This is a genomic window from Streptomyces sp. WAC 01529, assembly GCF_003945545.1.
In the GTDB taxonomy this organism is placed as follows: Bacteria; Actinomycetota; Actinomycetes; order Streptomycetales; family Streptomycetaceae; genus Streptomyces; species Streptomyces anatolicus.
This window is the reverse complement of record NZ_CP029617.1, coordinates 3,392,856-3,419,111: the sequence shown is the minus strand read 5'-3', so window position 1 is coordinate 3,419,111 and position 26,256 is coordinate 3,392,856. Positions and strand designations below refer to the sequence as shown.

Below are 26,256 nucleotides of genomic sequence, written 5' to 3'. Positions count from 1 at the left end.
CGGGGTTCAGCGGAAGCGGCGCACCCCCGACGGCGTCACGACGGCGTGCACGGGGTGGTCGTGCGCCTCCGCGGGGATGTGCGCGACCACTTCACGGTCGTACAGAAGCACCACGAGCGCGGGATCGGCGCCCGAGCGCTCAAGGCGGGCGAGGACCCGGTCGTACGACCCGCCGCCACGCCCGAGCCGGGCCCCGCGCTCGTCCACCGCGAGCCCCGGCAGCAGCACGGCGTCCGCCTCCAGGACGGCCTGCGGGCCGAGCCGCGCTCCGGAGGGTTCGAGCAGCTCGATCTTCCCCTGGTGCCGCACGCGGACGAGGGAGCCCCGGCCTTCGTAGGCCGCCCAGTCCAGGTCGTTGTCGGGGAGCAGTACGGGCAGCAAAACGCGCGTCCCGCGCGCGTGGAGGGCATCGAGCAGTACGCGCGTGCCGGGCTCGCTCCCCACCGAGACGTACGCCGCGACCGTCCGCGCGCCGGCCAGTTCCGTGAGCTCCAGCGCGTGCTCGGCGAGGGCCGCCGACGCCTTCCGCGCGTCATCCGCAGTCAACCCGCTTCTCACCGCGAGGAGGCCTCGCCGCAACTCGCGCTTGGTTGGCTGGCCCTCGGCCTCGGTTCCGCTCATGGGGTATTCACAAATCCTTCCTGGTCGGCGCATATGCCAATGAATTATCCGGATACGCAGATTCCGCACATACGTACCGGATATGGTGGCCGCATGACTGAGTCTCACGCCCCCCACCCCCGGATCACCAAGGCGGTCATTCCGGCGGCAGGGCTCGGCACCCGCTTCCTGCCGGCCACCAAGGCGACCCCCAAGGAGATGCTGCCGGTCGTCGACAAGCCGGCGATCCAGTACGTGGTCGAGGAGGCCGCGTCCGCGGGTCTCGACGACGTCCTCATGATCACGGGCCGCAACAAGCGCCCGCTGGAGGACCACTTCGACCGCAACTACGAACTGGAGTCGGCCCTCCTGAAGAAGGGCGACGAGGCGCGCCTCGCCAAGGTCCAGGAGTCCAGCGACCTCGCGACGATGCACTACGTCCGCCAGGGCGACCCCAGGGGGCTCGGTCACGCCGTCCTGTGCGCGGCTCCGCACGTCGGCCACGAGCCGTTCGCCGTCCTCCTCGGCGACGACCTCATCGACCCGCGCGACCCCCTCCTCGCCCGCATGATCGAGGTCCAGGAGCGGCACGGCGGCAGCGTCATCGCCCTCATGGAGGTGGCCCCGGAGCAGATCCACCTCTATGGCTGCGCCGCCGTCGAGGCCACCGAGGACGGCGACGTCGTCAAGGTCACCGACCTGGTCGAGAAGCCCGACACCGCCGACGCCCCCAGCAACTACGCGATCATCGGCCGCTATGTCCTGGACCCCCACATCTTCGGCGTGCTGCGCACGACCGAGCCCGGGCGCGGCGGCGAGATCCAGCTCACCGACGCCCTCCAGCAGCTCGCCGCGGACGAGAAGGTGGGCGGCCCGGTGCACGGCGTCGTCTTCAAGGGCCGCCGCTATGACACCGGCGACCGGGGTGACTATCTGCGTGCCATTGTCAGACTCGCGTGCGAACGTGAAGATCTGGGGCCGGACTTCAAGGCCTGGCTTCGCCGTTACGTCACCGAGGAGATGTAGCACTTTGAGCAGCAGCACGACGACACCGACCGCCGGCCAGGACGCGCTCTGGTCGGTGGAAGAGCATCTGGACGACATCCTCACGACCGTCCGCCCGCTCGAACCCATCGAACTCCAACTCCTCGACGCCCAGGGCTGTGTCCTCGTCGAGGACGTCACGGTGCCCGTCTCGCTGCCGCCCTTCGACAACAGCTCCATGGACGGGTACGCGGTACGGGTCGCCGATGTCGCGGGCGCGAGCGAGGAGTTCCCCGCCGTCCTGCGCGTCATCGGGGACGTGGCCGCGGGCGCGGGCGAGCAGCCCACCGTCGGCCCGGGCCAGGCCGCCCGCATCATGACCGGCGCCCCGCTGCCGCCCGGCGCCGAGGCCGTCGTCCCCGTGGAGTGGACCGACGGGGGCCTCGGCGAGGGCCCCGTCTCCGGGATGCGCGCCCACAGCGCCGCCCCCGAGGGCGCCTGTGGCGAAGTCCGCGTGCACCGCCCGGCCGAGGCACGCGCGCACGTCCGCGCGCGGGGCAGCGACGTGCGGGCCGGTGACCGCGCCCTGAGCGCGGGCACGGTCCTCGGGCCGCCGCAGATCGCCCTGCTCGCCGCGATCGGCCGCGGCACGGTGAAGGTGCGCCCGCGCCCGCGCGTGGTCGTCATGTCCACCGGCAGCGAACTGGTCCAGCCCGGCGAGACCTTGGCGGACGGCCAGATCTACGACTCCAACAGCTTCGCCCTCACCTCCGCGGCCCGCGACGCCGGAGCCATCGCCTACCGCGTGGGCGCGGTCGCCGACGACGCCGAGACGCTGCGCTCCACGATCGAGGACCAGCTGATCCGCGCCGACCTCATCGTCACCACGGGCGGCGTCAGCGTGGGCGCGTACGACGTCGTGAAGGAGGCCCTGACCTCCATCGGCGACCCGGACGAGGAGACCGGCATCGGGGCGGGCAGCGGCGTGGAGTTCCGCAAGCTCGCCATGCAGCCGGGCAAGCCGCAGGGCTTTGGCTCCATCGGCCCCGACCACACCCCGCTGCTCGCGCTGCCGGGCAACCCCGTCTCCTCGTACGTCTCCTTCGAGCTCTTCGTACGTCCCGCGATCCGCACCCTGATGGGCCTCCCCGAGGTCCACCGGGCCACCACGCGCGTGGAGCTGGCCGCCGACGAGGCGCTGCGCTCGCCCGCGGGGCGCCGCCAGTTCCTCCGGGGGAGGTACGACGCCGAGGCGGGCAGCGTGGCTCCCGTCGGCGGTTCCGGCTCGCATCTGATCGCCGCGCTGGCCCAGGCGAACGCGCTGATCGTCGTCCCCGAGGACACCACATCGGTGGAGCCCGGCACGGCCGTCGAAGTGGTCCTGCTCGGCTGAGAACGCCACCCGCGCGGTACCGTGTCGCGCACAACAGGCCCGCGCGCGCCGCACCGCGCGGGGCCCGGACCGGGAGCGCCACAGCACATGACCGCGATTTCCCGGGGGGACACCCCCGGATCCCCTGAGCAGCAGCGACTGACGCACATCGACGAGGCGGGCGCGGCCCGCATGGTCGACGTCTCCGCGAAGGACGTGACCGCGCGCACCGCCCGCGCCAGCGGCCGTGTCCTGGTCTCGCCGCGGGTGATCGAGCTCCTGCGGGGCGAAGGCGTGCCCAAGGGCGACGCACTGGCCACCGCCCGGATCGCCGGGATCATGGGCGCCAAGCGCACCCCTGACCTGATCCCGCTCTGCCACCCGCTGGCCGTCTCCGGAGTGAAGCTCGACCTCTCCGTGGCGGACGACGCCGTGGAGATCCTCGCCACGGTGAAGACGACGGACCGTACGGGCGTCGAGATGGAGGCCCTCACCGCGGTGAGCGTCGCGGCCCTCACGGTGATCGACATGGTCAAGGCCGTCGACAAGGGCGCCGTCATCACCGACGTACGCGTCGAGGAGAAGACGGGCGGCAAATCCGGGGACTGGAGCCGCGAAGGAGCCGGGGCATGAGCGACCCCCGATCTTCGTACAGGGCGCTGGTCGTCACCGCGTCGAACCGCGCCGCCGCCGGGGTCTACGCCGACCGCGGCGGCCCCCTGCTCGTCGACGGCCTGACCGCGCTCGGCTTCGCCGTCGACGGACCCCAGGTCGTCCCCGACGGCGACCCCGTGGAACAGGCCCTGCACGCGGGCGTGGCGGCGGGCCACGACGTCATCCTCACCACCGGCGGCACCGGCATCTCGCCCACCGACCGCACCCCGGAGGCCACCCGCCGCGTCATCGACCACGAGGTGCCCGGCATCGCGGAGGCGATCCGCGCGTACGGCCGCGACAAGGTCCCCACGGCCGTGCTCTCCCGGGGCCTCGCCGGGGTCGCGGGCCGCACCCTCATCGTGAACCTGCCGGGTTCCACGGGAGGCGTACGCGACGGACTCGCCGTCCTGGAGCCCCTGCTGCGGCACGCCGTCGACCAGCTGCGCGGCGGCGACCATCCCGGACCAGCGGGGGGTACGAGCTGAACAGCCCTTCCTGGCCCGTCGAGCTGACGGACGGCGACGTCACCCTCCGCCCGATAAAGATGCGCGACCAGCGCGCGTGGCGTGAGGTCAACCGGCGCAACCGCGACTGGCTGCGCCCCTGGGAGGCCACGATCCCGCCGCCCACGGCCAGCGGCCCGATCGTGCACCGCCCCACCTACCGCCAGATGGTCCGCCATCTGCGCGCGGAGGCGGCGGCGGGCCGGATGCTGCCGTTCGTCATCGAGTACCAGGGCCGCCTCGTCGGGCAGTTGACGGTGGCGGGCATCACCTGGGGATCGATGTGCTCGGGCCACGTCGGCTACTGGGTCGACGAGTCCGTCGCGGGCCGCGGGGTCATGCCGACCGCCGTCGCGCTCGCCGTGGACCACTGCTTCCGCGCGGTCGGACTGCACCGTATCGAGGTCTGTATTCGCCCCGAGAACACGCCGAGCCGCCGGGTCGTGGAGAAACTCGGATTCCGCGAGGAGGGGCTGCGTCCACGGTATCTCCACATCGACGGGGCCTGGCGCGATCATCTCGTCTTCGCCCTCACCGCCGAAGAGGTGCCGGAGGGGTTGCTGCGCCGCTGGCACCGGGCGCGACCTCGGAACACGGCCTAATGAAATACATGTTCGAAATTGATCGGCTCGGGCATTAATTTTCCCGCTGCCAGCTGCCTGTTGATCGCATCAGTCACAAAAAAAGTTCGAGATATCAGCCAGATCGTGCGACACACCGACGCAATTGGCAGATGGCCTCAACGAAACCCCTCTACCGTGTGAGCGTGAGCAGCAGCGGCCTCATCTACGCAGTCATCGTCGGGGCCTGGGCCGCCTACTTGGTGCCGATGTGGCTCCGTAGGCAGGACGAGCTGAACGAAGCCCGTCCGACGGAACGCTTCAGCACCGCCATCCGGCTGCTGTCCGGACGGGCGGGGATGGAGCGCCGATACGCCAAGGACCTGCAAGCCCGCTCGCCCGAGGACGGCGAGACGCGCGGTGACCCGGACGACTTCACCGGCTCGGTGGACGTCCGGGCCTTCGTCGCGCCTCCGGTCGACGAGGCGGAGCCCGAGCAGGACCGGCCTCAGCCGCCCGCCGCGCGGGCCGAGCCTCCGGCACGTCAGGCCGAGCCTCCGGTCCGTCAGAAGGCGCGCCCCGAGCCCGAACCCGAACGTGAGCAGCCCGCCCGCGCCACGGCCTCGCCCGCGCGGCGCGCCGCATCGGCGGAGGCCGCCGCGCGCGCCCGGCGCGTGAAGGTCCTCGCGCGGCGCCGCCGTACGACGATGCTGCTCTTCCTCGCCTTCACGGCCGGCGCGGTCGTCGCCGGGGTCGGCGGTCTCGCGTTCCTGTGGGCGCCCGCGGGCCCCGCGGTGCTGCTGAGCGCGTACATCGTCTATCTGCGGGGCCAGGAGCGGCGCCGCTTCACCTACGTGATGGACCAGCGGCGGGCCGAGGTCGCGGCCCAGCGGCTGCGCGAGCGTCAGCCCCGGCGCGGGCCCGCGAGCGCGGAGCCCGTCGCCGACGAGACGCGGGACGCCGCCGGGCCCGAGACGGAGACCGGTCTGTCCGCGCTCGCCGCCGACCGCCGCGCCCTCGTCGAGCAGACCGACCACGCCGAGTGGGTCGACCAGCAGCGCGAGCGCCAGCGCGGGCCCGGCCGCGGCGACAGCTGGGACCCGGTCCCGGTGCCCCTGCCCACGTACGTCACCGCCCCGGTCGCCCCGCGCGCCACGGGCAGCGTCGACCTGGGCGCCCCGGACGCATGGAGCTCGGCGCGCTCCAGCACGGTGGAGCCCGCCGCCGACGAGCCGCGGCGGAGCGCCGAGGGCGCCGGTGACATCGACGCCGCCGAGGGCGCGGACCCCGTGGGCGGCCGCAGCGACAAGCGCCGGGCGGCGTCCGCGCGCCGGGCCCGCGAGCGCGGGCGCACGCCGCTGTTCGACCAGTACGAGGACGGGGGCCGCCCCCGTGCCGCCAACGAGTGAGGCGCCGTGGGTCCGCCCCGGCTGACCAGCCAGGGAGCGGATTTCCGAGCACCCGGATCGGGATGCTAGAGTTTCACTCGTTGCAAGGGCCTGTGGCGCAGTCTGGTAGCGCACCTCGTTCGCATCGAGGGGGTCTGGGGTTCAAATCCCCACAGGTCCACTGCACATGAGATCCCGCCCAGTTCATCGAACTGGGCGGGATCTTTGCGTTGCCCCGGCCCGGACCGGAGGCCGGGAGCGGAGACCGGGAGTGGCTACAGGGCCTTCACGTAGCAGCGGCTCAGGTCGGTGAAGCGGTAGTGGCCGAACTTGGTGGGGGCGGGGATGTAGCCGCTCGACGTGTAGAGCGCTATCGCCTCCGGCTGTTTCGTGCCCGTCTCCAGGACCATCCGGACGCGGCCCGCCGCCCTCGCGTCGTCCTCCAGGGCCGCCAGTATGCGGCGGGCCAGGCCGAGGCCGCGTGCCTGGGGTGTGACGTACATCCGCTTCAGCTCCGCGTCGCCGGCGTCGTAGCCCCTGTCGGGGTCGTCCATCGCGCGCCAGCCGCCGGTGGCCAGCGGGGTGCCGCTGTCGTCGTACGCGATGAGGTAGAGGCCCCTGGGCGGCTCGAACATGGTCGGGTCGAGGAAGGTGGCGTCGCCCTCGTCGCCGTAGCGCTCCGCGTATTCGCGTTGGACGCGGTCGTTGAGTTCGATCGCGTGCGGGTGCGCGAAAGTGACCGTGCGCAGGTGGACGGCGGGTGGGGCGGGGTGCTGGTTCTGGATAGTCATGCGTGGCATCGTACTTCTATGCGATTGCTGGTGAGGTGCGTGGGGAACGCGCGTTCCAGTGTGCCGGGGCGGCGGGCGTCGCGGGAGACCGGTCTCGGTCGCGGAAGATCCGGCCGTACGGGCGAAGTTCCCGTGCGTTCGAGTTGATCGGCGGGCTCCCGGCGGTATGCGGGAGGCGATCGGAGAACCCTTCTGGGCGTCGGGACAAACCTCATGAAGGAGAAATCCATGCGCATTCGTACCGTGTTCGCCGCCCTCGCCCTGGCCGCCGCGGCCACCCTGGCCGGAGCCACCGCGGCGTCCGCGAACGACGGCTGGGAGCAGGAGGTCGAGGCCCCGGTGGCCACGTTCGTCGCCTTCGGTGACCTGGAGATGGACTAACACCGGCACCACGCGGTGACGTCGGCGCTCCGAGGGTGGCGGCCCCTGGCCCCCGCCCTCGGGCGCCGGTCACGCCACCGCCGTATGGGAGCCTGGTCCCTGGCCCGAGGAGGAAGTGGCCAAGGACGAGTAAGGCGAGTGTTGTGCTGACAGTGACCTCTGTGAATGTGAACGGGCTGCGTGCCGCCGCCAAGAAGGGCTTCGTGGAGTGGCTCGGCGGGACCACGGCCGATGTGCTGTGCCTGCAAGAGGTGCGCGCCGAGCCCCAGCAGCTGCCGGACGAGGTCCGCGGCCCCGAGGGATGGCATGTCGTGCACGCGCCCGCCGCGACCAAGGGGCGCGCCGGTGTCTCCCTCTACACGCGGCGCGAGCCGGACCGGGTGCGGGTCGGCTTCGGGTCGACGGAGTTCGACGGCAGCGGGCGGTATGTGGAGGCCGATCTGCCGGGCGTCACCGTCGCCAGCCTGTATCTGCCCTCCGGGGAGGTCGGCACCGAGCGGCAGGACGAGAAGCTGCGGTTCATGGGGGAGTTCCTCGCCTACCTCAAGGAACTCAAGGAGCGGGCCGCCGCCGAGGGGCGCCACGTCGTCGTCTGCGGCGACTGGAACATCGCCCACCAGGAGGCCGACCTCAAGAACTGGAAGGGCAACAAGAAGAACTCCGGGTTCCTGCCGGAGGAGCGCGCCTGGATGAGCGAGGTCTTCGAGGAGTACGAGGACGTCGTGCGGGCGCAGCACCCCGGTGTGGAGGGGCCCTACTCGTGGTGGTCCTACCGCGGGCGCGCCTTCGACAACGACACGGGCTGGCGCATCGACTACCACGTGGCGACGCCGGGCCTCGCCGGGCGCGCGGTCAAGGCGTACGTGGAGCGGGCCGCGAGCCACGCGGAGCGGTGGAGCGACCACGCGCCCGTCACGGTGGTCTACGACCTGTAAGGCGCCTCAAGGCGGTCCACGGCAGGCAGGCTTCCGCCAGAGGGGTGGTCCCCGGCGGGACACGGCCACAAAGTCCGGCGGAAGGCTGTCCCCCGCCTCCCGGGCGTGGCAGATTGCGGTCGCGTACATGACCAACTGCCGTGGATCCGGGGGTACTCCGTGTCGGCCATGCCTTCCAGACGTGCCGTGGTGCTGGGCGCCGCGGGTGCCGGGATCGCGGCGGTGCTGCCCGCCGCCGAGGCGTACGGGGCGAGCGGGGGCGGCCGTCCCGCCCGGACGCCGCCCGTGCTCCTGACCGAGCAGGCGAGCAGGCGCCTCCTCGTCCTCGACCCCCGGCGCCGGGTCTGGGACCCGGCCGCCGACCCGTCGGTGGTGCGGTGGCAGTTCTCGCCGCTCGGCGACCCGCGCTACGAGGACCTCCGCCCGGACGAGAGCTGGGTCTACCCGTGCGAGGCGAAGGTGCGGCTGCACCGGGGGCGTACGTACGTCCTGACGACGGCGTCGTTCGGGTTCGTGGCCGTCGTCGAGCATCCGACGGGCAGGCGGTACTGGGGCACCGCGCTCGGGGGCGGGGACGATCTGTTCAATCCGCACAGCGCGGAGATCCTGCCCGACGGCAACGTGGCCGTGGCGTGCAGCACGGGCGCGCTCGTGCGGCTGTACGCGGCGTCGCAGGGCCCGCGCGCCAAGCGGTACGCGCAGGCGACCCTCAAGGGCGCGCACGGGCTGCACTGGGACAAGGCGCGCCGGGTGCTGTGGGCGATCGGCGACGACGAGCTGGTGACGTACCGGGTGGGCGGCACGGCCGCGCGGCCCACGCTGACGCGGGTGTCCGCGGTGGGGCTGCCGGTGGGGACGCCGGGCCGGACGCCCGGCGGGCACGACCTCTTCCCCGTGGCGGGGCGGCCGGGGCGGCTGTGGGTGACGACCAACGCGGCCGTCTTCCAGTACGAGCCGCGCGAGGGTGTCTTCCTGCGGGACTACGCCGGAGCCGATGCGATCTCCCGGAAGTCCGTGAAGGCCGTCGGTGACGATCCGCGTACCGGGCAGGTCGTGTCCACGGTGCCGGAGCGCGGGCTCGGGGAGACGTGGTGGACGACGCGGGTGAGCGTCCACCGGCCCGAGAGCAGCTACAAGCTGGTCAACGGGGGCATTTACAAAGCGCGTTGGTGGCTTCCGCGATGAGTGGGGTCGCCGTCACGGGTGGTTGAGGCTGCCGTCAGGGTGGGGCGGGTGGCCGTCAGGGCTGGTTGAGGCGGCGGTCCAGGGCCATGGACAGTTCCGCCTCCACCACGCTCTTGGCCACCGGGCGGAGTTGTTCGATGTCCACCCCGGTGGTGTCGGAGGCGTGCGTGCGCATGACCGTGACGAACAACTCCGCGAGCGCGTCGGCGTGTTCGCGCACCTGCCGGCCCGCCTCCAGGACCGCGGCGAGCGGAACTCCCTTGCTCACCAGGGTGGATGAGGCGTCCAGCAGGCGGCGGCTGATGTGGACCAGCTCGTCGCCGTCGGTGCCCAGGTAGCCGAGGTCCAGGGCGGCGACGAGGTTCTCCGGGGTGACCTCGCCCGCGAAGTGGTCGGCCAGCTCCTCCGGGGTGAGGCGGACCGGCTGTTCCTCGGTGGGCCGGCCGAGGCCGAGGAGTTCACCGACGTCGCGGCCCTTCTCGAAGGCGTCGGCGAGTTCGGCGATGCCGTTCAGGGTGTGGCCGCGCTCCAGGAGGGCGGCGATGGTGCGAAGGCGTGCCAGGTGGTGGTCGTCGTACCAGGCGATGCGGCCCTCGCGGCGCGGCGGGGGGATCAGTCCGCGCTCACGGTAGAAGCGCACGGTGCGTACGGTGATGCCGGCTGCCTCCGCCAGTTCCGCCATGCGGTATTCGCGTACGTCTCCGGGGCTGTTGTCGCGTTCGTCTGCCACGGGTTCAGCCTATGCCGTGCCTTGTCAGGGGGTGCGGGGGTCTGTGTGCTCGCCCCCCGCCGGGGCGCGGTCGCGTCTGCCGGGGTGGGTTTCGCTGCGCGTGCGGCTTGTCGTTGGTTGCTCGCGCCGTTCCCCGCGCCCCTTTCGGGGCCCCACCGCCGCATGCCCACCGCAGGTGCGTCGTGGTTGCTCGCGCAGTTCCTCGCGCCCCTGACGGGGCCCGAGTCGGCCGACCTCGCTCTACCCCCTACCCATGAGTACGGAACTGCCCTACCCTCCAATTGCGCCAGTGTTCACTGGCGCGGTTCGCGGACTTCCGGGAGGCGGCGGAATGGCAGAGCACGAGCACGTACGAGTGGCGGTGGTCGGTTCCGGGTTCGCGGGGCTCGGCGCGGCCGTGCGGCTGCGCCGCGAGGGCATCACCGACTTCGTCGTCCTGGAGCGGGCCGCCGCGGTGGGCGGCACCTGGCGGGACAACAGCTATCCGGGCTGCGCCTGTGACGTGCCCTCGCACCTGTACTCGTTCTCCTTCGCGCCCAACCCCGACTGGCCGCGCGCCTTCTCCGGGCAGGAGCACATACAGGAGTATCTGGAGCGCGTCGCCGACACCTTCCGGCTGCGCTCGCACATCCGCCTCAACACCGAGGTGAAGCTGATGCGGTGGGACGCCGCGCGGCTGCGCTGGGAGATGGAGACCGGCGACGGCACCCTCACCGCCGACGTCGTCGTCTCCGCCACCGGGCCGCTCTCCGACCCCAAGACCCCGGACATATCCGGCATCGACACCTTCCCCGGCAAGGTCTTCCACTCCGCCCGCTGGGACCACGGCTACGACCTGCGCGGCAAGCGCGTCGCGATGGTCGGCACCGGCGCCTCCGCGATCCAGATCGTGCCCGAGATCCAGAAGGAGGTCGGCCGGCTCACCCTCTTCCAGCGCACACCCCCGTGGGTGATGCCGCGCGCCGACCGCGCCATCAGCGGCGCCGAGCGCTGGCTGCACAGGCAGCTGCCGTTCACCACGCACGCCCGGCGCGGACTCCTGTGGGGCATACGGGAGTTGCAGGTCCAGGCGTTCACCAAGCGGCCGAACGAACTCGGTCTCGTCGAGCGGATCGCCAAGCGGAACATGTACCGGGCGATCAAGGACCCGGCCATGCGGGCCAAGCTGACACCCACGTACCGCATCGGCTGCAAGCGCATCCTGCTGTCCAACACCTACTATCCGGCGCTCGCCGAGCCCAACGTCGACCTCGTCGCGAGCGGCCTCGCCGAGGTGCGGGGCAGCACGGTGATCGCCGCGGACGGTACGGAGACCGAGGTCGACGCGATCATCTTCGGCACCGGGTTCCACGTCACGGACATGCCGATCGCCGAGCGCGTCGTGGGCGACGAGGGGCAGACCCTCATGGAGAGCTGGAAGGGCGGCATGAACGCGCTGCGCGGCGCGACCGCGGCCGGTTTCCCCAACTGGATGACGATCATCGGCCCGAACACCGGCCTCGGGAACTCCTCCATGATCCTGATGATCGAGTCCCAGTTGAACTACATGGCCGACTACCTGCGCCAGCTCGACGTCCTCGGCGGCCGCGCCGCGCTCGCCGCCCGGCCCGCCGCCGTGAGCGCCTGGAACAGCCGGGTCCAGGAGCGGATGAAGCGGACCGTGTGGAACACCGGCGGCTGCAACAGCTGGTACCTCGACGAGAACGGCGTCAACACGACGGTCTGGCCGGGCACGACCACCGAGTTCAGGGCGGCGACGCGGCGGGTGGACCTCTCCGAGTACGAGGTGCTGCGTCCCGCGAGCCCGTGGGAGGGGGCGACGCCGGTATCGCGTACGGAGAAGGAGTCCGGCGGCGCGAAGGTGGAGGCCGGGGCGTGAGCCGGCTGATCCACGCGGTGAGCGGGCCCTACGCGCCGCCCGCCGCCGCGCGCGAACTGACCGCCGTCTCCGCCGACGGGGCGCGTATCCATGTGGAGACGCACGGGCCTGCCGAGGGCACCGGGGTGCCCGCCGTGGTGCTCGCCCACGGGTGGACGTGTTCGACGGCGTTCTGGGCGGCGCAGATACGTGCGCTCAGCGCCGAGCACCGGGTGATCGCGTACGACCAGCGGGGGCACGGGCGCAGTGCCCCGCCCGCGGACGCCGACGGATACAGCACGCGAGCGCTCGCCGACGACCTCGAAGCGGTCCTCGCGGCGACGCTCGCGCCGGGTGAGAAGGCCGTGCTCGTGGGGCACTCCATGGGCGGCATGACGATCATGGCGGCGGGCGGCCGCGAGCGGGTGCGGGAGCACGCGGCGGCCGTACTGCTGTGCAGTACGGGCAGTTCGAGCCTGGTCGCCGAGTCGCTGGTCGTGCCGTTGCGGGCCGGGCGGGTGCGGACGCGGATCACGCGGTCGGTGCTCGGTTCGCGGGCGCCGCTCGGGCCGGTCACTCCGCTGGCCAAGCGGATCCTCAAGTACGGGACCATGGGCGCCGGTTCGGCCCCGGAGAAGGTCGACGCGTGCGCGCGGATCGTGCACGCCTGCCCCACGCTCGTGCGGCACGGATGGTCCCATGTGCTCGACACGCTCGAACTGGACGTCGAGGTGGGGGCGTTGAAGGTGCCTACCGCCGTCATCGCCGGTCTGGACGACCGGCTCACGCCCGTCGTGCACGCGCGGCGGATCGCGGCGGCGCTGCCCGAGTGCGTGGGCCTCACCGAGCTGGCCGGGGTCGGCCATATGACGCCCATCGAGGCGCCGGAGGCCGTCACCGCGCGCATCAAGGAACTCGTCGGAACGTACGTACAGGTGGAGGAGGGCGCATGAGCAGGGTCAGCCTGGAGGGTCAGGTCGCGGTGGTCACGGGCGCGGCGCGCGGAGTGGGCGAGCTGCTCGCGCGCAAGCTGTCGGCGCGGGGCGCGAAGGTGGCGCTCGTCGGGCTGGAGCCGGACGAGCTGAAGCGGGTCGGGGAGCGGCTGCACACCGAGTCCGGGCACTGGTACGCGGACGTCACCGACCATGCCGCGATGGCGCGGGTCGCGCAGGAGGTCAAGGAGCGCTTCGGGAAGGTCGACATCGTCGTCGCGAACGCGGGGGTGGCCGGGGGCGGGCCCTTCGTGGAGTCCGACCCCGAGGCGTGGCGCCGCGTCATCGAGGTGAACCTCATCGGCAGCGCGGTGACCGGCCGGGCCTTCCTGCCCGTGCTCATGGAGAGCCGGGGTTATCTGCTCCAGATCGCCTCGTTCGCGGCGATCGCGCCCGCGCCGATGATGACGGCGTACTGCGCGTCGAAGTCGGGCGTCGAGGCATACGCGCACGCGTTGCGGGCCGAGGTCGGCTACAAGGGGGTCAAGGTCGGCGTCGGCTATCTGTCCTGGACGGACACGGACATGGTGCGGGGTGCGGATCAGGACGACGTGATGCGGGAGTTGCGGCAGCGGCTGCCGTGGCCGTCCAACAAGACGTATCCGCTGGGCCCGGCGGTGGACCGGCTGGTGGCCGGCATCGAACGGCGTTCCGCCCATGTGTACGCGCAGTGGTGGCTGCGGGGGATGCAGGGGGTACGGGGGTATCTGCCGGGGCTCATCGGCGCGGTCGGCCAGCGGGAGATGCGGAGGTTCGGGGCGCGGCTCGGGGATGTGCCGACCGGGCTGGTCGGGGCGGGGGGTTCCGCCGACGAGAGGGCTCGCGCGGGGGCGTGACGGGGGGCGGTGCGTAGGGCTCGGGGGCGCCCTGGCTCCCCGTCGGCGGGGTGCTTTCCTGCTCTGGCGCTGGGGCTTCCCTGTCCCGCCGCTTCGCGGCGGATCTCTCCCACCCACCCACCCGAAACTCCGTGCCGAGGGGTTGGGGCAGGGGGCTTGGCGCCGGGGACGGGCAGCGGGTGGGGAACGCCGGGAGATCGGGGGCGGGGCGGCATGCGCTCGGCGTGTGGGAGAGGCCCCCTGGAAGCCAGGGGGCCTCTTCCGTTCGAGCGCAGCGCGGCGTCAGGCGTCGTAGTCCCGGTTGAACTTGTCCTGCTGCTCCTGCGCCGCCCGCTGCGCCTCGTCCGGCGTCCGCGCGGTGCGGTCGCGGGCCTCGTCCTGGCGCTGCGAGGCGCGGTCCCGCGTCTGGTCCTGCTTGTCGCGCGCGGCGTCCTTCGCCTTGTTGGCGAGGTTCTCGGCCTTGTCCTGGAACTGGTCCTTGATGCCCATGCGATTCACTCCCGTTGTGGGTGAGGGGGGTTGGGGCCTCGACCAGATTTACACGGGCGGACACTCCACGCATTTCGATCAGTCGCGGAGAGTTACGGGCGGCGCGGACCCGGAGTCACGAGCGCGGCGGCAGCGGCGGTCGGCGGCGGTCCGGGACGTCGGAGTAGCCCGGCGGGGCCGCCGCCGGGTTCCGCTCCAGGAGGTCGAGCGCCACCCGTACCGCGTCGTCGAGTTGGGCGTGCCGCCCCTCCGCCCAGTCCAGCGGCGTCCGCAGCACCTCCAGGTCCGGAGGCACGCCGTGGTTCTCCACGGACCAGCCGTACGCGTCGAACCAGCCCGCGTTCATCGGCACCGTGATCACCGTCCCGTCCCCGAGCCGGTGCCGCCCCGTCATGCCGACCACCCCGCCCCAGGTGCGCTGCCCCACGACCGGGCCGAGCCCGAGCAGCTTGAACGCCGCCGTGATCATGTCGCCGTCCGACGACGTCGCCTCGTCCGCGAGGGCCACCACGGGACCCCGGGGCGCGTTCGAGGCGTACGACACCGGCTGGGCGTTGCGCGTGAGGTCCCAGCCGAGGATCTTGCGGGTGAGCTTCTCCACCACCAGCTCGCTGATGTGCCCGCCCGCGTTGCCGCGCACGTCCACGATCAGGGCGGGCCGCGACACCTCAAGACGCAGGTCCCTGTTGAACTGCGCCCAGCCCGAGCCGCCCATGTCGGGGATGTGGAGGTAGCCGCACTTTCCGCCGCTCAACTCCCGTACGACCTCCCGGCGTTTGGCCACCCAGTCCTGGTAGCGCAGGGGGCGTTCGTTGATGAGGGGAACGATCGCGACCCGCCGCGCCCGCCCGTCGCCCTCCGAGTGGCGGAACGTCAGCTCGACGGTCGTGCCGCCCGCCGCCGCGAGGAGCGGATAGGGCCCCGTCACCGGATCGACCGGGCGGCCGTCGACGTGCGTGAGGACCGCGCCCTCGCGGATGCCCGCACCGGCCAGCGGGGAGCGCGCCTTGGAGTCGGAGGAGTCGCCGGGCAGGATCCGCTTGACCATCCAGCCGTCGTCCCTGCGCACGAGATTGGCGCCGAGCAGACCCATCGCGCGCTGGTAGTGGGGCGGGCCCTCGTTGCGGCGGGCCGGGGAGACGTACGCGTGGGAGGTGCCCAGTTCGCCGAGGACCTCCCGCAGCAGGTCCGCGAACTCGTCGGGGGAGGCGACGCGTTCGACCAGCGGCCGGTACTGCGCGAGCACCCCGTTCCAGTCGATGCCGCACATGTGCGGCTCCCAGAAGTAGGCGCGGATGATCCGGCCCGCCTCCTCGTACGCCTGGCGCCACTCGGCGGCCGGGTCGACCTCGTGCAGGATGCGGCGCAGGTCGATCCAGACCGTCGTATCGCCGTCGCCCTGTTCGGTGGCGGGCACGGCGGACAGGTCGCCCTCGTCGACGACGACGAGGCGCGAGCCGTCGCCGCTCAGCGCGAACCAGTCCAGGTGCTCGACGAGCTGCGACTTCTTCGCCTTGGCGATGTTGAAGTGCTCCAGGGTGGGGCGGCCCGAGGTGTCGGCGGGGTTGGCGAAGGTCTCGCCGAGCGCGCCGGAGATCGGCCAGCGCAGCCAGACGAGGCCGCCGCCGCTGACGGGTTGCAGGGCTGAGTACTTGGACGCGGCGACGGGGAAGGGCGTGACCCGCGCCTCCAGGCCCTCCGTCTCCACCGTCGTCGTCCCGTCGCCGCCGCTGTCGGCCGGGTCGAGGCCGCCCGCCGCGGGGCGCCCGTCGGGCAGCAGGGCGAAGGGGGAAGGGGTCGCGGAGGAGAGGGGTACGAGGTAGGGGCGGCAGCCGAGCGGGAAGGAGAGGTCGCCGGTGTGCACGTCGTAGACGGGGTCGAAGCCGCGCCAGGAGAGGAAGGCGAGGTAGCGGCCGTCGCGGGTGAAGACGGGGTTCTCGTCCTCGAAGCGGCCGTTGGTGACGTCGACGACCGTGCGGGGGCCCGGTCCGGCGATGCGGGCCAGTTTGATCTGCCGCAGGGAGCGGCCGATGCCCGGGTGCGACCAGGTCAGCCAGGCCCCGTCGGGGGAGAAGGCCAGATCGCGGACGGGCCCGTTGAGGGAACGGATCAGCTCGGTGACCTCCCCGCCCCCGTCGACCACGGCGCCCTCGGTACCCCCATCACCCTCCCTGTCCTCCGCGGCCTCGCGGACCTCCCCGATCTCGCGGATCTGCCGCACCGGCTCCGCCGCACCCGCCTCATCGGTCACCGTGAGCAGCAGCAGACGGCCGTCGTGGGAGGCGATCGCGAGCCGGTCGCCGTCGGGATCGGACACCATCTCCTGGACGCGGCCGAGCCCGCCGCTCGCCAGCCTGCGTGGCGGACGGTCGCCGGTGGCACGCGGCAGGTAGGCGATCTCGACGGCGTCCTCACCGTCGGCGTCGGTGACGTACGCGACCTGCCCGCCGGTACCGAGCATCTCGGGCAGCCGCACCCGCACGCCGGGGGTGTCGGTGATGGTGCGGGCCGGGCCGTCCCGGTGGGTGAGCCAGTAGAGGCTGCCGCGTACGACGACGGCGCTGGCCCGCCCTGTCGTGTCCACGGAGATCGCGTCGAGGTGCTGCGCGGCCGGGACCTGGTAGACCCGCCGCCCCGCGCGCGGCCCGCCGAGCCGGACGTCGAGGCGGCGCGGCTCGGAGTCGGCGGTGAGGGTGTCCACCAGCCAGATGTCGCCCGCGCACTGGTAGACCACGCGCGTGCCGTCGCTGGCGGCGTGCCGGGCGTAGAAGGCGTCGTGGTCGGTGTGGCGCCGCAGGTCGGAGCCGTCCGGCAGGCAGGAGTACAGATTGCCGACGCCTTCGTGGTCGGAGAGGAACGCGATGCGCCCCGAGACGAACATGGGCGAGTCGAGGTGCCCGTCGAGGTCGGCGAGGATCTGCTCGCCGTGCACCCACAGGCGGCCCGTCGCCCCGCCCCGGTACCGCTTCCAGGCGGCCGGTTCATGCGGCGGCTTGCCCGTCAGGAGCAGCGTCTTGCGCTCGCAGTCGCCGTCGGCGAGCGTGTCGGTGATCGCGATGTCGGCGACCGGGCCCCAGGGCAGCTTGCCGCCGGGCGAGCCGTCGACGGGCACGCTGTAGGCCCAGCAGAAGTGCGAGAAGGGCTGGCCGTGCGAGGAGACGGCGAGCACGCCGCCGTCGGGGGACCAGCCGCAGACCCGGGTGTCGGTGCTGCCCCAGTAGGTGAGGCGGCGCGAGGGCCCGCCGTCCACGGGCGCCAGATGGATCTCCGGGTCGAGGCTGCGCCAGGTCGTGTACGCGATGTGGCGGCCGTCGGGCGAGAAGCGGGGGTGGCCGACCTTGGTCCGGTCGACGGTGAGCCGCCAGGCCCGGTCGGCCGGGACGCCCTCGGGGGTGAGGGGGGCCACCCAGAGGTCGTCCTCGGCGGCGAAACAGAGCCGGTCGCCGCTGAGGTGGGGAAACCGCAGGTAGGCGTGGTCCGCCTGGGCGTTCTCGTCGCCGTTCTCGTTCTCGTGCTCGCGCTCGTCGGTCACCTCACCATGCTTTTCCGCTCGGAGGGCCCCGGCAACTCGTGACGGCGCCCGGGACGCGGCTCCCGCACGCGTGCGGGAGAGGGCCGCGTACGTGACCCAGGACACGTACGAAACGGTTTCGTTTCGTTAATCGGTACCGTACCGTCATGGAGTACGAAACCGTTTCGTTCGCAGCGGTCGGGAACAGGAGGCGCGGATCATGACGGAAGCAGCGGCGGCGACGCGGCGCAGCAGGATCACGCCCGAGCGCGAGGCCGAGCTGTACGAGGCCGTGCTCGACCTGCTCCGCGAGGTCGGCTACGACGCCCTCACCATGGACGCCGTGGCGGCCCGCACCCGCTCCAGCAAGGCCACCCTCTACCGCCAGTGGGGGAGCAAGCCGGAGCTGATCGCCAAGGCGCTGCGGCACAACAAGCCGGCGTCCCTCGCGGACATCGACACCGGCTCGCTGCGCGGCGACCTGAACGAGATGGTGGCCCGCTCGGACGACTGCCAGATGGAGAAGGACGCCGCGCTGATGCGGGGCCTGTTCCACGCCATCCACGACAACCCCGAACTCCACCAGGCGCTGCGGAACCTGCTCATCGAGCCGGAGCTGACGGGCCTGAACGATCTGCTGCGCAGAGCGGTGGAGCGCGGTGAGGTGGCCGCGGACAATCCGGCGCTGGAGTTCGCCATCCACATGCTGGTCGGCGCTTTCGTCGCCCGGGACCTCGTCGAGGACCGCCCGGTCGACCGCGCCTTCCTCGCCTCGTACGTGGACGCCGTGATCCTCCCCGCTCTCGGCGTCTGACCCACCCCTCACACCCGCACCCCGTACCTGACGCGAACCGCTCACGTCGTCGGGCTGAACCCCCCTGCCCGCAGTCATCTCCGCACCACGACCTGACCGGGAGTACGCCCTCGTGGCCACGTTCCTCTACAAACTCGGCAAACTAGCCTTCCGCAAGCGGCACTTCGTCGCCCTGATCTGGGTGGCGCTCCTCACGCTCGCCGGGGTCGGCGCGGCCTCGGCGCCCACCGCCGCCTCCAGCTCCTTCTCCATACCCGGCACGGAGGCCCAGAAGGCCTTCGACCTCCTGGAGAAGCGGGCCCCCGAGGCCAGCGCCGACGGGGCGAGCGCCCGTGTCGTCTTCAAGGCACCGGACGGCGAGAAGGTGACGGACCCGGCCAACAAGGCCGAGATCGTCAAGACCGTCGGCGCCCTGAAGTCCGGCTCGGAGCAAGTGGCGCGCGCCGACGACCCGTTCCGCGCCAAGACCGTCAGCAAGGACGGCTCCACGGCGTACGCCTCCGTCTCGTACAAGGTCACCTCCATGGAGCTGACCGACGACGACCGTGACGCGCTGGAGAAGACCACCGACAAGGCGCGCGAGTCCGGGCTCACCGTCGAGGTCGGCGGCGACGCGCTCCAGGCCATGCCGGAGACCGGCTCCTCCGAGATCATCGGCATCGCGGTCGCGGCGGTCGTCCTCGTCATCACCTTCGGCTCGCTGATCGCGGCCGGGCTTCCGCTGCTCACCGCGCTCATCGGCGTCGGCATCGGCGTCTCGTCCATCACCGCGCTCGCCGACGCCCTGGATCTGGGCACCACCACCTCGACGCTCGCCATGATGATCGGCCTCGCGGTCGGCATCGACTACGCGCTCTTCATCGTCTCGCGCTTCCGCGGCGAACTCGCCGACGGCCGCGACCGCGAGGAGGCGGCCGGCCGTGCCGTCGGCACCGCGGGCTCCGCGGTCGTCTTCGCCGGGCTCACCGTCGTCATCGCGCTGGTCGGCCTCGCCGTGGTGAACATCCCGATGCTCACCAAGATGGGCTTCGCCGCGGCCGGCACGGTCGTCATCGCGGTCCTGATCGCGCTGACCCTCATCCCGGCGCTGCTCGGGTACGCGGGCAAGCGGGTCATGCCCATGGGCGAGAAGAGCAGGCTCTTCGGCGGCGGCAAGGACGGCAAGGACGGCAAGGGCGGCAAGAAGGGCAGGGCCGCCGACGAGGACGCCAAGCCGAACATGGGCACCCGCTGGGCCCGGTTCGTCGTACGCCGTCCGATCGCGGTGCTGCTCGTCGGCATCGTGGGCCTCGGCGCCGCCGCCGTCCCGGTCTCGCAGCTGGAGCTGGGCCTGCCCGACGACGGCGCGCAGCCGACCTCCACGACGCAGCGCAAGGCGTACGACCTGGTCTCCGACGGCTTCGGTCCCGGCTTCAACGGCCCGCTGATGGTCGTCGGCGACCTCAAGGGCGCCGACGAGCCGAAGGCCGCCGCCGGTGAGATCCGCAGGACGATCGCCGGGCTCGACGACGTCCTGACCGTCGCCCCGCCCATGTTCAACAAGGCGGGTGACACCGCCATCATCAGCGTCGTGCCGTCCTCCAAGCCCAGCGGCATCGAGACCGAGGAACTGGTCCACTCGATCCGCGACACCGGCGCGAAGATCACCGACTCCACCGGCGCCGAGATCATGGTCACCGGCACCACGGCGATGAACATCGACGTCTCGCAGAAGCTCAACGACGCCCTGCTGCCCTATCTGGCCCTCGTCGTCGGCCTCGCCTTCCTGCTCCTGATCATCGTCTTCCGCTCGATCCTGGTCCCGCTCAAGGCGGCCCTCGGCTTCCTGCTCTCGGTCCTCGCGGCCCTCGGCGCGGTCGTCGCGGTCTTCCAGTGGGGCTGGCTCGGCTCGCTCTTCGGCGTGGAGCAGACCGGCCCGATCATGTCGATGATGCCGATCTTCATGGTCGGCGTGGTCTTCGGCCTCGCGATGGACTACGAGGTCTTCCTCGTGACGCGGATGCGGGAGGCGTACGTCCACGGGGAGCGCCCCGGGCAGGCGATCGTGACCGGATTCCGGCACGGGGCCCGGGTGGTCTCGGCGGCGGCCGTCATCATGATCGCGGTGTTCGCGGGCTTCATCGGGTCCAGCGAGCAGATGGTCAAGATGATCGGCTTTGGCCTCGCGATCGCGGTCTTCTTCGACGCGTTCGTGGTCCGTATGGCGCTGGTGCCGGCCGTTCTCGCGCTGCTCGGCGGCAAGGCGTGGTGGCTGCCCAAGTGGCTTGACCGCGCGCTGCCGAACGTCGACGTCGAGGGCGAGGGGCTGCGCACGGCCGCCGAGAAGGACGCGGGCCCGGACACCGATCCGGACGTTGACAGGGAGCTGGCCCGCGTCTGACCCCGCGCCGGGTCCCGCCGGGGCTCAGTGGGAGACGGGGGTGGCGGCCGCGTACGTACGACGCAGGAAGCGGATCAGCGCGGACGCGTCGAACTGGACGACCGTCACCCCGTCCCGCGCGTGGAACTCCACGATCGTCTGGACCCGGCCGCAGGGCCAGATGTGTACGTCACCGGCGGCGACCGGGGCCCGCAGGCCCTGTTCGAGCAGCTGCCGGGCGAAGACCCATTCGTGGCAGCCGGGGAGGCCGATCCGCACCGTGTGCGGGTCGGCCTCCGGGTCGTAGTGGAGGACGACGGGGACGGCGCGGTGGCCCTCGGAGGAGTCCGTGACGAGGTGGGCGCGTGCGTACTGCTCGACTGCGGACATCGCTGAACTCCTCATCCGTACGGGCACTTCCTCACCAATGTCCCATATGTACGGCTTTCCGCCCTGAGTGGTGGCGGAAGATCCACCGGGCGGGCGTAGCCGTATCGGGACCTGGGTGCTCTTGCAAACCGTTCGCAACAACGCCCTATCATTGAACGGTTCACGACACAGTGGACGGTTCACGAGCGGTCTGCCCTGCAAGGCCCCTGCCCAGGAGCGCGCCCATGCATGTCCCCGACGGATTCATCAATGCTCCCGTCTCCGCCGCGGCCGGGCTCGTCGCCGCGGGCGCGGTGGCGGTCAGCCTCAAGGGCGCCCGGCGTGAGCTGGACGAACGCACGGCCCCGCTCGCCGGGCTGGTCGCCGCCTTCATCTTTGCGGTGCAAATGCTGAACTTCCCGGTCGCGGCCGGGACCAGCGGGCATCTCCTCGGCGGGGCGCTCGCCGCGATACTCGTCGGCCCCTTCACCGGGGTGCTCTGCGTCTCCGTCGTCCTGCTCATGCAGGGCGTGCTCTTCGCGGACGGCGGTCTTACCGCGCTCGGCGTCAACATCGCCGACATGGCGATCGTCACCACCGTCGTCGCCTATCTGGTCTTCCGGGGCCTGGTGAAGGTGCTGCCGCGCGGGCGCCGCGCGATCACCGTCGCCTCCTTCGTGGCGGCGCTGCTGTCCGTGCCGGCCGCCGCGATCGCCTTCACCCTCCTCTACGCCGTGGGCGGCACGACCGACGTCTCCCTCGACAAGGTCGCCGTCGCCATGGTCGGCGTCCACGTCCTCATCGGCATCGGCGAGGCCGCGATCACCGCGCTCACCGTGGGCGCGGTGATCGCGGTGCGGCCGGACCTCGTGTACGGGGCGCGGGGTCTCGCGCGGCCGCTGAAGCTGCGGGTCGGCGGGGAGCTGGTGGACGCGCGGGGCGCCGCCGAACCGGCCGCCGCGGCCCGCTCCCACCGGAAGGTGTGGCTCGCGGGCCTCGCCACGTCCCTCGTCCTCGCGGGCGTCGTCAGCTTCTACGCCTCGTCGAACCCCGACGGCCTGGAGAAGGTGGCCCAGGACAAGGGCATCGACGAGAAGACCAAGGACCACGCCACCGCGGACTCACCGCTGGCGGACTACGGAGTAAAGGACATCACCGACGCCCGCGTCTCGGTCGGCCTGGCGGGCGTGATCGGCGTGGGCGCGACGGTGGTCGCCGGTTCGGCGGTGTTCTGGGCGGTACGGAGGCGTCGTACGACGGATGTCTCCCCGGTGACCTTGCCTGAGGCGGGCGCCGGACCAGAGGCGGGCGCCGGACCTGAGGCGGGCGTGGCGCCCAAGCCCGCCGCGCCCAAGACCCCCTGACATGGGTGCCGGCCACGCCCACCGGCTCTACCGGCACGGGCACTCGCCCGTGCACGGGCTGCCCGCGCACGCCAAGCTCGTCGCCGTCTTCTGCTTCGTGATCGTCGTCGTGTCCACGCCGCGCGAGGCGATGTGGGCCTTCGGGGTCTATGCCCTCCTGCTCGCGGCGGTCGCCCGCGCCGCCCTCGTCCCCGCCGGGTTCCTGCTGAAGCGGCTGCTGATCGAGGTCCCGTTCGTGGCCTTCGCCGTGCTGATGCCGTTCGTGGCGCAGGGCGAGCGCGTCGACGTACTCGGTGTCTCCCTGAGCGTCAACGGCCTCTGGGGTGCCTGGAACGTCCTGGCCAAGGGCACGCTCGGCGTCGCCGCCTCCGTGCTGCTCGCCTCCACGACCGAACTGCGCGAACTCCTCCTCGGCCTCCAGCGCCTCAAGCTGCCCCCGCTGCTCGTCCAGATCGCCTCCTTCATGATCCGGTACGGCGACGTCATCACGGACGAGATGCGCCGCATGAGGATCGCCCGCGATTCGCGCGGCTTCGAGGCGCGGGGCGTACGGCAATGGGGCGTCCTCGCCAAGTCCGCGGGCGCCCTCTTCATCCGCTCGTACGAGAGGGGCGAGCGGGTGCACCTCGCGATGGTCAGCCGGGGGTACGCCGGCGCGATGCCGGTCATCGACGAGGTGACCGCCTCGCGCACGCAGTGGACGTACGCGCTGGCCCTCCCGTCCGCCGCCCTCCTCGTCTGCCTGTTGGGATGGACCCTGTGACCGCGACACCCTCGCTGGAAGTGGCCGGACTGGCCTTCGCCTACCCCGACGGGCACCAGGCCCTCTTCGGCGTCGACTTCCGCGTCGCCCGCGGCGAACGTGTCGCGCTGCTCGGGCCGAACGGCGCGGGCAAGACGACCCTCGTACTGCATCTGAACGGCATCCTGACCGCCGGCGCGGGCACGGTGACGGTCGCCGGGCTGCCCGTCGGCAAGAAGCACATGGCGGAGATCAGGCGCAAGGTCGGCATCGTCTTCCAGGACCCGGACGACCAGCTGTTCATGCCGACGGTCCGCGAGGACGTGGCGTTCGGGCCCGCGGCCGCGGGGATGCGGGGCCCGGAGCTGGAGGCCCGCGTGGTGAAGGCCCTCTCCCTGGTCGGCATGGCGGAGTTCGCGGACCGCCCGCCGCACCACCTCTCCTTCGGGCAGCGCCGCCGGGTCGCGGTCGCGACGGTGCTCGCCATGGAGCCGGAGATCCTCGTCCTCGACGAGCCCTCCTCCAACCTCGACCCGGCCTCGCGCCGCGAACTCGCCGACATCCTGCGGTCGCTGGACGTCACCGTCCTGATGGTCACGCACGACCTGCCCTACGCCATGGAACTCTGCCCCCGCGCCCTGATCCTCAGCGACGGCACGATCGCGGCGGACGGCCCGACCGGTGAACTCCTCGCCGACGACGAACTGATGAGCGCACACCGCCTGGAACTCCCCTTCGGCTTCGATCCGAAGACCGCGAAGGCGAGAAGCCAGGGAATCAGCGGATAGCGGCAGCTGTTGGGCTGGGTATGGACGAGGTCATGGGTGGAGTGCAGGGCTCGGTCGCCGAGGGGTTCGAGGGCGTGAGGGAGGCCTTCGTGCGCAACTTCGCCGAGCGCGGGGAGCGCGGAGCCGCCGTCACGGTCTACCGGCACGGGCGCAAGGTCGTGGACCTGTGGGGCGGCACGAAGGACGTCGACGGCGACCTCGCCGCCGGGGACGCCCCGTGGGAGCGCGGGACCGCGCAGGTCGTGCGCTCGGCGACCAAGGGGGTGGCCGCCGCCGCCCTGCTCCTGCTCCATCAGCGCGGCGCGCTGGACCTGGACGCGCCGGTCGGCACCTACTGGCCGGAGTTCAAGGCGCGCGGCAAGGAAGGTGTCCTGGTGCGGCACGTACTGGCGCACCGCGCCGGGGTCCCCGCCCTTGACCGTCCGCTGACGCCCGCCGAGGCGCTCGACCCGGACCTCTCGGCGGCGGTGGTCGCGGCGCAGGCCCCGTTCTGGGAGCCGGGCGCCGACCACGGCTACCACGCGCAGACCTACAGCTGGCTCACCGGTGAGCTGGTGCGGCGCGTGACGGGCAAGGCGGTCGGGGAGTGGATCGCCGCCGAGATCGCCGGGCCGCTCGGCCTGGACCTCTGGCTCGGGCTGCCGGAAGCGGAGGCGGCACGGGTCAGCCGTATGGGGCGTATCGCACCGCCCGCCGGGCCGGGCGGCCTGCGGATACGGCCCAAGCGGAACGTCGCCGAGGCATACGCGGACCCGTCCTCGCTGACCAGCCGCGCCTTCGGGGCGATCGATCCGGCGCCGGACGAGAACGACCCCGCCTACCGGGCGGCGGCCCTGCCCGCCTCCAACGGCATCGCGACGGCCGACGGTCTGGCCCGCTTCTACGCGGCGCTGATCGGCGAAGTGGACGGCAGGGGGAGGCTGTTCACCCCCGAGACGGTGGCGGCGGCCCGGACGGAGGCGTCCGCGGGCCCGGACCGCGTCCTGGTCGTCCCCACCCGCTTCGGCCTCGGCTACATGCTGCACGGCGGCGCGTCCCCGCTCCTCGCCGCCGGTTCCTTCGGGCACCCCGGCCGCGGCGGCGCCCTCGGCTTCGCCGACCCGGAGTCGGGGACCGGGTTCGGGTATGTGACGAACGGGATGAACAAGGGCGTCACGGCCGACCCGCGCGCCCAGGCGCTGGTGCGGGCGCTGCGCGAGGCGTAGGGGCGGGCGCTGCGGGGCGCCGGGGCGGGAGGCGCGGGTCAGTTCGCGGGGGAGCGGGCCTCGATCCGCCGCAGGACCAGCAGGCCGCCGACGCCCGGGACGAGGGCGCGCCACCGGGTGCCGGGGGTCGCGGCCGCCGGGGTCATCCAGGTGGTGGCGATGACGACGAGGTACGCCGTGCCGTGCAGCGGGCCGAGGAGCGCGGAGAGCGCGGGCGCGTGGACGGTGAGCAGGTTGCCCAGGAGGAGGGCGAGCGAGGCGGCCTCGGCGGCGGCCGCGATACGCAGGGTGCGCATGGGGCTCACGCTCCCGTGGTGGAGCTGGGGCGGACGATCATCAGGACCACGACGACCGCCCACAGGACGTTGAAGATCCCGGTGAGCATGGCCAGGCGGGCGGCGACGGGACGGGCGGCGGCCTGAGCGTGCTCGGCGCGTTCGGCGGCGTCAGCTGCGGCATCGGCGTTTCCGGTGGATTCGCCAGAGGGAGCTTGGCCCTCCGCCAGAGCCAGCAGACTCCGCTGCCCCGGCAGGATCACAAGCCCCAGGAGCGCCGCCGCGATCCCCGTCAGGACGAGCGAGACGATCAGCCACGCGTCGCCGAGGACGCCGAGCTGGGCTCCGGTGGCGATCCCGAACACCGGTACGGCGATACCGGCGACCGCGTAACCGCGGCAGACCCGGTGCAGCAGCGCGGTGACCCCCGGCCCCTCGCCGCCGATCGCCCGCAGCGCCTGGCGCGGGAACATCGACGCGGCCACGGTGATCGACCCGACGGCGAGGATCGCCACGAGAACGTGGATGGACAGGAGCAGCTTGGTCACGGCGGAGCCTCCAGGGGCGT

General features: G+C 72.3%; 26 protein-coding genes and 1 tRNA gene. 19 read left to right on the top strand and 8 right to left on the bottom strand.

Annotated elements, in window-relative coordinates:
* Positions 1–6: 6 nt before the first annotated feature.
* The gene (locus tag DMA15_RS15225) at positions 7–621 is read right to left on the bottom strand and encodes a 5-formyltetrahydrofolate cyclo-ligase (protein WP_125513290.1); all 615 of its coding nucleotides are present in this window, start codon (positions 619–621) and stop codon (positions 7–9) included.
* Between the two features lie 93 nt (positions 622–714).
* Here DMA15_RS15225 and galU point away from each other — a divergent pair, with 93 nt between their 5' ends.
* The 7 genes from galU to DMA15_RS15190 all read left to right on the top strand — a co-directional run bounded on the left by galU (position 715) and on the right by DMA15_RS15190 (position 6,245).
* On the top strand, positions 715–1,626 hold the full coding sequence (gene galU, locus DMA15_RS15220) for a UTP--glucose-1-phosphate uridylyltransferase GalU (protein WP_125513289.1): 912 nt from the start codon (positions 715–717) through the stop codon (positions 1,624–1,626).
* A gap of 4 nt (positions 1,627–1,630) precedes the next feature.
* Complete coding sequence (glp, locus tag DMA15_RS15215) at positions 1,631–2,977, top strand: gephyrin-like molybdotransferase Glp (protein WP_240659807.1); 1,347 nt, start codon at positions 1,631–1,633, stop codon at positions 2,975–2,977.
* An 87-nt stretch (positions 2,978–3,064) separates the two neighbouring features.
* Positions 3,065–3,589: a cyclic pyranopterin monophosphate synthase MoaC gene (gene moaC / locus DMA15_RS15210; RefSeq protein ID WP_125513287.1), complete on the top strand. Its 525-nt coding sequence runs from the start codon at positions 3,065–3,067 to the stop codon at positions 3,587–3,589.
* A complete protein-coding gene (locus DMA15_RS15205; RefSeq protein WP_125513286.1) occupies positions 3,586–4,098 on the top strand; it encodes a MogA/MoaB family molybdenum cofactor biosynthesis protein in 513 nt (170 codons plus the stop codon). The genes moaC and DMA15_RS15205 overlap by 4 nt, the downstream gene beginning before the upstream one ends.
* On the top strand, positions 4,095–4,718 hold the full coding sequence (locus DMA15_RS15200; RefSeq protein ID WP_125513285.1) for a GNAT family protein: 624 nt from the start codon (positions 4,095–4,097) through the stop codon (positions 4,716–4,718). Before DMA15_RS15205 ends, DMA15_RS15200 begins: the two co-directional genes overlap by 4 nt.
* Before the next feature lie 164 nt (positions 4,719–4,882).
* Positions 4,883–6,085, top strand: a complete 1,203-nt coding sequence (glpR, locus tag DMA15_RS15195; protein WP_125513284.1) for a gephyrin-like molybdotransferase receptor GlpR — start codon at positions 4,883–4,885, stop codon at positions 6,083–6,085.
* A gap of 86 nt (positions 6,086–6,171) precedes the next feature.
* A tRNA-Ala gene (locus tag DMA15_RS15190) sits at positions 6,172–6,245 on the top strand.
* 94 nt (positions 6,246–6,339) lie between these two features.
* Here the strand turns inward: DMA15_RS15190 and DMA15_RS15185 are convergent.
* The gene (locus tag DMA15_RS15185; RefSeq protein ID WP_125513283.1) at positions 6,340–6,855 is read right to left on the bottom strand and encodes a GNAT family N-acetyltransferase; all 516 of its coding nucleotides are present in this window, start codon (positions 6,853–6,855) and stop codon (positions 6,340–6,342) included.
* A gap of 228 nt (positions 6,856–7,083) precedes the next feature.
* Here DMA15_RS15185 and DMA15_RS36650 point away from each other — a divergent pair, with 228 nt between their 5' ends.
* From DMA15_RS36650 to DMA15_RS15175, 3 genes are all read left to right on the top strand, one after another.
* Complete coding sequence (locus DMA15_RS36650; RefSeq protein WP_164551645.1) at positions 7,084–7,236, top strand: hypothetical protein; 153 nt, start codon at positions 7,084–7,086, stop codon at positions 7,234–7,236.
* A 143-nt stretch (positions 7,237–7,379) separates the two neighbouring features.
* Positions 7,380–8,171, top strand: coding sequence for an exodeoxyribonuclease III (locus DMA15_RS15180; protein WP_125513282.1), 792 nt, complete (start codon positions 7,380–7,382; stop codon positions 8,169–8,171).
* A gap of 168 nt (positions 8,172–8,339) precedes the next feature.
* Positions 8,340–9,356, top strand: a complete 1,017-nt coding sequence (locus tag DMA15_RS15175) for a DUF6528 family protein (RefSeq protein ID WP_240659805.1) — start codon at positions 8,340–8,342, stop codon at positions 9,354–9,356.
* Positions 9,357–9,411: 55 nt separating this feature from the next.
* On the opposite strand, the gene DMA15_RS15170 is transcribed toward DMA15_RS15175, so the two are convergent.
* Positions 9,412–10,038, bottom strand: coding sequence for a MerR family transcriptional regulator (locus DMA15_RS15170; RefSeq protein ID WP_125517799.1), 627 nt, complete (start codon positions 10,036–10,038; stop codon positions 9,412–9,414).
* A 379-nt stretch (positions 10,039–10,417) separates the two neighbouring features.
* On the opposite strand from DMA15_RS15170, the gene DMA15_RS15165 reads away from it, so the two are divergent.
* The 3 genes from DMA15_RS15165 to DMA15_RS15155 are packed head-to-tail and all read left to right on the top strand — an operon-like array spanning position 10,418 to position 13,772.
* Positions 10,418–11,965, top strand: a complete 1,548-nt coding sequence (locus DMA15_RS15165) for an NAD(P)/FAD-dependent oxidoreductase (RefSeq protein ID WP_125513280.1) — start codon at positions 10,418–10,420, stop codon at positions 11,963–11,965.
* Positions 11,962–12,897, top strand: coding sequence for an alpha/beta hydrolase (locus DMA15_RS15160; protein ID WP_125513279.1), 936 nt, complete (start codon positions 11,962–11,964; stop codon positions 12,895–12,897). Before DMA15_RS15165 ends, DMA15_RS15160 begins: the two co-directional genes overlap by 4 nt.
* The gene (locus tag DMA15_RS15155) at positions 12,894–13,772 is read left to right on the top strand and encodes an SDR family oxidoreductase (protein WP_125513278.1); all 879 of its coding nucleotides are present in this window, start codon (positions 12,894–12,896) and stop codon (positions 13,770–13,772) included. The genes DMA15_RS15160 and DMA15_RS15155 overlap by 4 nt, the downstream gene beginning before the upstream one ends.
* A gap of 282 nt (positions 13,773–14,054) precedes the next feature.
* On the opposite strand, the gene DMA15_RS15150 is transcribed toward DMA15_RS15155, so the two are convergent.
* Positions 14,055–14,261: a hypothetical protein gene (locus DMA15_RS15150; RefSeq protein WP_240659804.1), complete on the bottom strand. Its 207-nt coding sequence runs from the start codon at positions 14,259–14,261 to the stop codon at positions 14,055–14,057.
* A gap of 115 nt (positions 14,262–14,376) precedes the next feature.
* Complete coding sequence (locus DMA15_RS15145; RefSeq protein WP_125513276.1) at positions 14,377–17,793, bottom strand: S41 family peptidase; 3,417 nt, start codon at positions 17,791–17,793, stop codon at positions 14,377–14,379.
* Positions 17,794–17,992: 199 nt separating this feature from the next.
* Here DMA15_RS15145 and DMA15_RS15140 point away from each other — a divergent pair, with 199 nt between their 5' ends.
* Together DMA15_RS15140 and DMA15_RS15135 are read left to right on the top strand one after the other, a co-directional pair.
* Complete coding sequence (locus DMA15_RS15140; RefSeq protein ID WP_125513275.1) at positions 17,993–18,586, top strand: TetR/AcrR family transcriptional regulator; 594 nt, start codon at positions 17,993–17,995, stop codon at positions 18,584–18,586.
* 112 nt (positions 18,587–18,698) lie between these two features.
* Entirely contained in the window at positions 18,699–20,966 is a 2,268-nt protein-coding gene (locus DMA15_RS15135; RefSeq protein ID WP_125513274.1) for an MMPL family transporter, read from the top strand.
* 24 nt (positions 20,967–20,990) lie between these two features.
* Here DMA15_RS15135 and DMA15_RS15130 read toward each other — a convergent pair whose 3' ends face one another.
* Positions 20,991–21,335, bottom strand: coding sequence for an SsgA family sporulation/cell division regulator (locus DMA15_RS15130; RefSeq protein ID WP_125513273.1), 345 nt, complete (start codon positions 21,333–21,335; stop codon positions 20,991–20,993).
* A gap of 224 nt (positions 21,336–21,559) precedes the next feature.
* Between DMA15_RS15130 and DMA15_RS15125 the strand changes: the two genes are divergently transcribed.
* The 4 genes from DMA15_RS15125 to DMA15_RS15110 are packed head-to-tail and all read left to right on the top strand — an operon-like array spanning position 21,560 to position 25,413.
* Positions 21,560–22,678, top strand: coding sequence for an energy-coupling factor ABC transporter permease (locus tag DMA15_RS15125; protein ID WP_125513272.1), 1,119 nt, complete (start codon positions 21,560–21,562; stop codon positions 22,676–22,678).
* A 1-nt stretch (position 22,679) separates the two neighbouring features.
* Positions 22,680–23,441 carry a cobalt ECF transporter T component CbiQ gene (cbiQ, locus tag DMA15_RS15120; protein WP_125513271.1) on the top strand — a complete coding sequence of 254 codons (762 nt, stop codon included), beginning with the start codon at positions 22,680–22,682 and terminating at the stop codon, positions 23,439–23,441.
* Positions 23,429–24,208 (top strand): ABC transporter ATP-binding protein, encoded by a 780-nt coding sequence (locus DMA15_RS15115; RefSeq protein ID WP_125513270.1) that lies wholly within the window; start codon positions 23,429–23,431, stop codon positions 24,206–24,208. The genes cbiQ and DMA15_RS15115 overlap by 13 nt, the downstream gene beginning before the upstream one ends.
* Positions 24,209–24,240: 32 nt before the next feature.
* Positions 24,241–25,413 carry a serine hydrolase domain-containing protein gene (locus DMA15_RS15110; protein ID WP_125513269.1) on the top strand — a complete coding sequence of 391 codons (1,173 nt, stop codon included), beginning with the start codon at positions 24,241–24,243 and terminating at the stop codon, positions 25,411–25,413.
* Between the two features lie 38 nt (positions 25,414–25,451).
* On the opposite strand, the gene DMA15_RS15105 is transcribed toward DMA15_RS15110, so the two are convergent.
* A complete protein-coding gene (locus DMA15_RS15105; protein WP_125513268.1) occupies positions 25,452–25,709 on the bottom strand; it encodes a hypothetical protein in 258 nt (85 codons plus the stop codon).
* A 5-nt stretch (positions 25,710–25,714) separates the two neighbouring features.
* Positions 25,715–26,236, bottom strand: a complete 522-nt coding sequence (locus tag DMA15_RS15100; RefSeq protein WP_125513267.1) for a hypothetical protein — start codon at positions 26,234–26,236, stop codon at positions 25,715–25,717.
* Positions 26,237–26,256: the final 20 nt, after the last annotated feature.